General features: G+C 55.1%; 8 protein-coding genes. 4 read left to right on the forward strand and 4 right to left on the reverse strand.

All coding sequences use genetic code 11. The annotated features are described in order from the left end of the window. A partial coding sequence (locus CPT76_RS38520; protein WP_483870082.1) for an aromatic-ring hydroxylase C-terminal domain-containing protein occupies positions 1-190 on the forward strand: 190 nt, incomplete at its 5' end. A gap of 196 nt (positions 191-386) precedes the next feature. Here the strand turns inward: CPT76_RS38520 and CPT76_RS30890 are convergent. Together CPT76_RS30890 and CPT76_RS30895 are read right to left on the reverse strand one after the other, a co-directional pair. Continuing rightward, a complete protein-coding gene (locus tag CPT76_RS30890) occupies positions 387-1,517 on the reverse strand; it encodes a Gfo/Idh/MocA family protein (RefSeq protein ID WP_105445606.1) in 1,131 nt (376 codons plus the stop codon). A gap of 18 nt (positions 1,518-1,535) precedes the next feature. Further along, entirely contained in the window at positions 1,536-2,291 is a 756-nt protein-coding gene (locus CPT76_RS30895; RefSeq protein WP_094599618.1) for a sugar phosphate isomerase/epimerase family protein, read from the reverse strand. Between the two features lie 156 nt (positions 2,292-2,447). Here CPT76_RS30895 and CPT76_RS30900 point away from each other — a divergent pair, with 156 nt between their 5' ends. After that, positions 2,448-3,278 (forward strand): helix-turn-helix transcriptional regulator, encoded by an 831-nt coding sequence (locus tag CPT76_RS30900; RefSeq protein ID WP_105445607.1) that lies wholly within the window; start codon positions 2,448-2,450, stop codon positions 3,276-3,278. Positions 3,279-3,302: 24 nt separating this feature from the next. Here CPT76_RS30900 and CPT76_RS30905 read toward each other — a convergent pair whose 3' ends face one another. Then, entirely contained in the window at positions 3,303-4,274 is a 972-nt protein-coding gene (locus CPT76_RS30905; protein ID WP_105445608.1) for an alpha-L-fucosidase, read from the reverse strand. Positions 4,275-4,568: 294 nt separating this feature from the next. Between CPT76_RS30905 and CPT76_RS30910 the strand changes: the two genes are divergently transcribed. After that, a complete protein-coding gene (locus CPT76_RS30910) occupies positions 4,569-5,297 on the forward strand; it encodes an AraC family transcriptional regulator (protein WP_105445609.1) in 729 nt (242 codons plus the stop codon). Between the two features lie 91 nt (positions 5,298-5,388). Next, entirely contained in the window at positions 5,389-6,504 is a 1,116-nt protein-coding gene (locus tag CPT76_RS30915; protein ID WP_105445610.1) for a GntR family transcriptional regulator, read from the forward strand. A gap of 132 nt (positions 6,505-6,636) precedes the next feature. On the opposite strand, the gene CPT76_RS30920 is transcribed toward CPT76_RS30915, so the two are convergent. After that, on the reverse strand, positions 6,637-7,125 hold the full coding sequence (locus CPT76_RS30920; protein ID WP_105445611.1) for a carbohydrate-binding protein: 489 nt from the start codon (positions 7,123-7,125) through the stop codon (positions 6,637-6,639). Positions 7,126-7,188 lie beyond the last annotated feature (63 nt).

Genomic DNA, 7,188 nt, shown 5'->3' on the forward strand with positions numbered 1-7,188 from the left:
GACAGGCATCACCCTGCATGAAATGGGATGGACGCCATCCATGAAAGCAGCCGGCATGCATCCCGATTCGGCACTTCTGGTCCGTCCGGATGGATACGTCGCGTTGGCGGAACCTCATCAGGATACCGGTGCGATTCAGGCGTACCTCGATCGATTTCATATTGCTCCGTTTACACGCGAAAAGAGCTGACGCTGGCGTCGGCTCTTTTCGCTTGTTGCTGGATGCGGTTGTATCCGAGACATGCTGCAGCAGCTATGGCGGATTCGGCTTATCGCTTGGATATTGCTTGAACTCTTAGCGAGGTACGGCGGCTGGAATTCAGTCCGGATCACAAAACATTGTCCAATCCTCCCGCCTTTTTCAACTCGCCGTACCTTATCTGTTGTTAGCTCCCAGCAGTCACCTTATGTTTCGACGCCGCTATCCGCTTATTCAACTCCTCCAAAAACAGATCTTCGTCGATGGGAAGCGCTACGGTGTCGCCGATCCAGCTCGACAGATGCATCGCATTGGACAGCATCAAGCTGTTTATGCCCTCCTCACCGTCAGCGATCAGCGGCGCACCGTCCAGGACGGCCTTGGCAAACGAAGCGATGATGCCGGTATGCTGGCTGTTGTCACCTTGCGTCTCGATGACGGACATTTCCACGGGAGGCTTGGCAAAGCCGTCCTTCGTTGTAAAACAGTATTCACGCTCGTTCTGGCTCAGCTTGTGCAGCGTCAGCGTATTGTTTTCGCACACCAGCTTGCCCATTTCCAGCGTAATTTCCAAACGGTTCGTTCCCGGCAGGTCGGCGGTCGTCGTGACGAATACGCCCGTGGCTCCGTTCGGAAATTCCATATATGCCGTGACGTCATCCTCCACCTCGATGTTATGCCACTTGCCCTCATGGCAAAAGGCGCGGACTTGGGCCGGCATGCCGCAAATCCATTGGAGAAGGTCGATGTTGTGCGGGCATTGGTTGATGAGCACGCCCCCGCCTTCCCCGGCCCAAGTGGCGCGCCAGCTTCCGGAATCATAATAGGCCTGCGACCGGTACCAGTCGGTAATGATCCAGTTCACCCGCTTAATCGCGCCAAGCTCGCCGCTGTGCACGAGCTCATGCATTTTGCGGTACATCGGATTGGTCCGCTGGTTAAACATCATGCCGAAGATGCGGCCGCTTTCGCGCGCCTTCTCGTTCATTTCCCGCACCTGTTTCGTGTAGACGCCGGCCGGCTTTTCGCATAATACGTGCAGCCCTTTGGTGAACGCCATAATGGCGAGCCTTGGATGGTCGTAGTGCGGCGTTGCAATAATTACCGCGTCACAGAGGCCGCTGTCCATCAATTCATCAGGCGTCGCAAAGTATCCGATGTCGCCTTGTAAATACGTTTTGGCGTCCTCCAGCCGCTTGCCGTCCATTTCCGACACCGCGGTCAGTTCCGCTTCCGGCACGATGCCCTTGTTTAATTTTTTGGCATGGTCCGAACCCATATTGCCCATCCCGATGACGCCGATCCGTAATTTAGACATCTAGACCCTCCATTCTCCTTAGCGGTAGCCAAGGGAAGCCAAATTGTTGTAGCTCGTCTGCAGGCAGTCGAACGGACTCGTCTGGCATACGTCCTGCTCGACCAGCAGATATTTTGTATTCGCTTGTTCAAGCGCTTTCAAAATAGCCGGAAAATTCATGTTCCCTTCCATGACGGGGGCCATCAGCTGCTGAGTTCCCTGGACGGCCATGTCCTTCAAATGCACGCAGTGAAGGCGGTCCTTCAACTTGCCGATCCATTCGCATACGTCGGCGCCGGCCGCCTGGACCCAATATGTATCGAGCGTAATGCCCATCTCCTCCGGCGCGAAATCCTCCACCAGCCGCTCAATCAGGCGCTTGCCGCCGATTTTTTCAAACTCAAAATGATGGTTGTGGTACATGAACAGCTTGCCTGCCTTGGCGATCCGCCCTGCCGCTTCCCGGAAGTCTTCCGCGAAATACCCATACCAGTCGAGACCGCGGTATTTATCAGGCATCGATCCAATTCCGATGTAATCGCAGCCCAGAATATGATGCTCCTCGATGACTTGATCCGTTTCGTTCAGGATCCTGTCCGGGCTCGTATGCGTCAGCGCGATTTGAAGCGACAGCTCGTCGCAAATGGCGCGAAGCGTCTCGGGACGGATGGAACCGATGGCCGAAATCTGGACCGACGTATAGCCCATAGCCGCAATTTTTTGCAATGTTCGCCGAATATCTTTTTCCGTCTGGAGAAAGGATCGGACGGTATACAATTGTGCGCCTAAAATCATGAAATATGGCCCCTCCTTCAAGATTTCCAAAAGTGCATTCTCCCCTTAATTATAGTGCCGGCACCCGGAATCACCATTGTAAATCGAAGCCATAACATTGCAAATATAGCGGTCATTCGTTAGACTAAACCCAACATCGCTTAAGGGGGCGAACGGATGCTGTACGCAAATATCCATACCGACTCATTGAATTTCCACCATGCGGCCGACCGGCGCAAAACGGACCAATATGCGCTGCACTGCCACAATTTTTATGAGGTGTACTATTTTATCGCCGGAGAAGTCAGCTATCTGGTCGAGGGCAAGCGCTATGTACCGGAACCGCACAGCCTGCTGCTCATCGCCCCTCACGTGTTCCACGGCGTAAAAATCGAAAGCGACATCCCTTATGAAAGGATATCGCTCCATTTTGTGCCCGGATTTCTTCCGCCCGAAAACCAGTCCCCATTGTTGTCTCCCTTCCATCCCGATGATGGTCCGGCAGGGATCTATTACAAGGATGACGGTAACCGCGTCATGTTTACTTTTTTCAAGCAGCTGATGGATGCCCGGCACGCCGATGCCGCCATTCGCGATCTTGCGCTCCGGGTGCGCCTCGAGGCGCTGCTGTCGCAGATCTTGATCCACAGCTATGCGCTGAAAGGCACCTCGGATGTCTCTTCCTCCGGACCATCGGTTCCGCGGATTATTGCTTACGTCAACGACCATATCACCGAATCGGTCTCGCTCGACGATCTGTCCGCCGCCTTTTACATCAGCAAGCATCATTTGAACAAAATGTTCCGCAGAGCGACGGGCACAACCATCGGCAATTATATCATCCATAAGCGGGTCGTGATGGCGCAGAACTTGATGCTTCAGGGCCATACCGCGAGTTCGGCGGCCGCCGCCGTCGGCTTCCATGATTATTCTTCTTTTTTCCGCGCGTATAAAAAGGTGCTGGGCTGCGCTCCGTCTGCCAAACGTCATCCCATGCTGCTCCATTAAATCGCTTCAAGGGCTTGCAGCAGCTTACCCCCGGGTCAGCCATCCTTCGGGAATGACGGTCAGGTCTTCCGGTTTCCGGTACCGCTGTCCAATCTCCCGGAAGCGCTCCAGTACGTTCGCGTCCAGCAGTCCCTGCCGGTTGGGAGCCCCGTTCAACAGAAAGGTCACGTTCTGGCGGTTGCAGTCCTGAACCATGTCCAGTGCCCAATCCACCGTTTTCAGCTCCCTGGCCGTATCCGTCGTTCTCCAGAACCAGGTTTTCGTTAACACGTTACAGCTGGCCCCCGGTCCCACAAAGCCGTCTTCCACTTCCTGCCCTGCCGCATTTTCATAAAAAACGACGTCCGTATGATTCAGGTTGGTCTCGCAGCTGATGTTCATCAGCAAGCACTGAGGCTGCAGCGACTTCACCCATGCGTCGATTTCCTCGAACGAAAGGTTCTCGTACGAAGGGCCGCCCCAATGGGCATTCCAGCCGTCGATAATGAGGAACGGAAGCTCGCCGTAGTTCGTCAGCAGCTCCTCAAGCTGGTTTTTAATGAACTGCTTATCCTCCGGCGTGCATTTTCTCCGGCCGATTTGGTGATGCAGGTCCAGCATGGAAAAATACAGTCCCGCCTCGATCCCTTCCGCCCGGAACGCGTCCAGGTATTCCTTGACGACATCGCGCCGACTCGCTGCGTTGCGTACGCAATGCTCCGTATGCTCGGTCGGCCACAAGCTGAAGCCTTCATGATGCTTCGCGGTCAATGCCGCAAAGCTCATCCCCGCCGATTTGGCGGCCTTCGCCCACTGAGAGCAGTCCAGCTGCTCCGGATTCCAGTCCTTCGGGTCAAAAGGGAACCGGCGGGGCTCATCCCCGTTCTCGTGATCGTACTCCCAATCGATAATGTCCGATTCGGCAAACTGAAACGTCGCGCTGTTGAAGTGGATAAACATCCCGAACCGCTGGTTCACAAACCACTGCTGCCTTTGGATGAGTGCCTGTTGATCCATAACTCACTGCCTCCCTGACTTCACTTATATCATATAATATCTACCACTCTACAGGATCATTTCCCTTGACACAGCTGACAATGGCGACTTCTTATAGTACAATCTCTACATTCGTTTTTTTTCGAAAGGGAGCTTTAGCGATATGCTCGTACTTGAACTCAAGGTGCCGCCGTTTCCGCTGCTGGCCGCGGTCGGCCATACAGTGTGGCAGGCGGGCGTGATGCACGCCGAGCGCCAATTCGAAGCCTTTGACCTGATCGTTTGCGCCAAAGGCACGCTATATATGGAAGAGGGATGGGGGTTTCGTATGATATCCGTGAGGGAACGATGCTCGTCCTGGAGCCTGGCAAGACGCACCGAGGCTGCCGTCCGACCGATCGTGAAACCGAGGTGTATTGGATCCATTTCGAATACCCGGCGGACGAGCAGCCGGTTCTGACTGAGAAAAACTACTGGCATCAGCCGCTGCTGAACCGGTCGGATCAGGATACCCAGGCCCAGCCAGGCCTGGTGGACATCCCCAAATTTGCCGAAATCGATTTGCGAACGATGGTGCCGATCCTGCAGGACATGCTGAAAGTGCACGGCATGCTTACCCCCTACGGGGTCTACGAACTGCACATGTTATTCGGCAAGTTCCTGATCGAGCTGCAAGGAAGCATGAGAAAAGGCAGTCCGCATGCCCGCTCTTTTTTCCTTGGAGAGCAGGTCGCAGCCTATTTGGCGGACACCCTTGAGGCTCCCTTCGACTCCGCCGGCATGGAGCGTGATCTGCATTACCATTTCGATTACTTGGCGCGCTGCCTGAAACAATATTCGGGGATGAGTCCGCTTCAATACCGGCATCATCTGCAGATGGAGCGGGCCAAGCGGCTGCTGGCGCATTCGGAGCTGCCCCTGGTCAAAGTCGCCGAACAATGCGGATTTCGGGACAACAACTATTTCACGCGTCTGTTCAAACGCCAAACCTCGTTCACCCCCGGCGAGTACAGGAAACGGTATCAGGTGTTCCGGATGGATTGAAATATCGGCTTGGTTTGATATACTAAATGAAAGCTATACACGGCTTGTGTGCACATTTAAAAGAACGTTTAACGAGAATCGGAGAAAAATAATGCCGAAAGACCCATCAAAATTGTTATATCAAATGATTAAGGACGACATCCTCGCCAGAATTGAAAATCATCAGTTCGAATACGATAAGCCGATTTGTACGGAGAAAAGCCTGTCCGAGCAATACGGCGTCAGCCGCATTACCTCCAAACGGGCAATCGAGGATTTGGAGCAGGCCGGCATCCTGTACCGCAAACGCGGGGTGGGGAGCTTCGTGCGGCGCATTCCTCTATCGGCTCAGCCGGCCAGCTCTGTCACTTCCCTTCCGGACGAACTGGCACCGGGGAGGACCATTCCGGTCATCCTGCCTTTCGCCGTCAACCAGGGCGGTTTCTTCCGGATCGTTGTGGCGGCTACTGCGCGGCTGGACGGCTCCAATGTTCATTTGGCGATCCATATTTGCGAGCCGGATCCGGATAAGATGAGAAGCCTGCTGCTCCGGCTCTTTGCTCAAGACGTGGACACCCTCATACTGTATCCGGCGGGCAACGAGCTGCATTTGGACGTGCTCAGGAAGTTTACCGAGCAGGGCAAGCAGGTCATCATTCTCGATAAGCCGCATGATATTCCTTATTTAAGCAGCGTGGTCTGCGACAATTTCGAGGGCAGCTACCAGCTGACCCGGCATCTGATCGATTACGGGCACCGCCGGATCGCCTACGTCTCCCGCTTCTCGCCCCGTGACATGTCCAGCTTGTCCGCACGCTTTAGCGGGTTTACGAAATGCATGAACGACCACGGGCTCGAAGTGGTCTCCGAGTACGTCAAATTTAATGTCACGCCCGATTACCATATGCTGAAGCATATCATCAACGGGTTTTACCGGTCGGGCGTCTCCGCCATCGAGTGCGAGAACGACGAGGTCGCCTTTAACGTGTACATGTGCTGTCTCGGTTTGTCGATCCGGGTACCCGAGCAGATGAGCATTACCGGCTTCGACAATATCGAGTGGGCGGTGACCGGCAGCGCGCAAATCACCACCATCGACCAAAATTTCAGCGTCATCGGCGAAACGATCGCCGACCTCATTCTGAACGGAGACCGTCGCCCCGTCATCACGACCATCCCCGTAAGCCTCGTTCCCAGGGCCTCGACCGGGCCTGCAACGGCGGATTAACGGAAGGAAGACAGCATTCAGGAGACGCGGTTTACTAAATCCCTGGCACAACCATAAACGGCCCCTGCCGCCGATAAGCTTAACAGCTGACCGGTGTACAGGGGCCGCTTGTTTAAGCTAAGCCCAAATCTCTTATTCTTCGAACCGGCTGACCGACAGTCCGCCTACAGCAATGCGGCCATGCCCGCCCGTCAGCCGGATTGTATTCTGCGTTCCAGGCTGCAGACGGACCGTAAACGACGCGGTGCCCACCGCTTCCTCGCCGCTTCCCGTTCCGGGGGCGTTGATCAGCGTGTAATCAAGGCCGTTGACCATTAAATTCAGCTTGGCCAGGGCTTCTTCCGTGCCGTAATGGATGTACAGTGCGGCCCGTCCGCCGCTGCCGCCGTCGACACCGCCGAATTCACAGTAAGCCCCCTCGGCGTCCAGTCCTCGGACGACTGCTTCTGCCCCAGATCCGCCCGTAACTTCAGCACCGCCTCCCGTAGTGCTTACTGACGCTGCATAGTAGGCCGAAATTTCGGCTTCCGGCGCTTCACCGACAGGCTTGACGCTGTTCTTGGTCTGAACCACCGTTTGAATGGTCCCGTCATCGTTAAAATACAGGCTGTCGATGCACACGCTGCGCAGGTTCCCGTGTCCCGAAAATCGTCCTGGTTATGATACGAACAGGTACCACTGTCC

Source organism: Paenibacillus sp. AR247 (assembly GCF_002968895.1).
Taxonomy (GTDB): domain Bacteria; phylum Bacillota; class Bacilli; order Paenibacillales; family Paenibacillaceae; genus Paenibacillus_AQ; species Paenibacillus_AQ favisporus.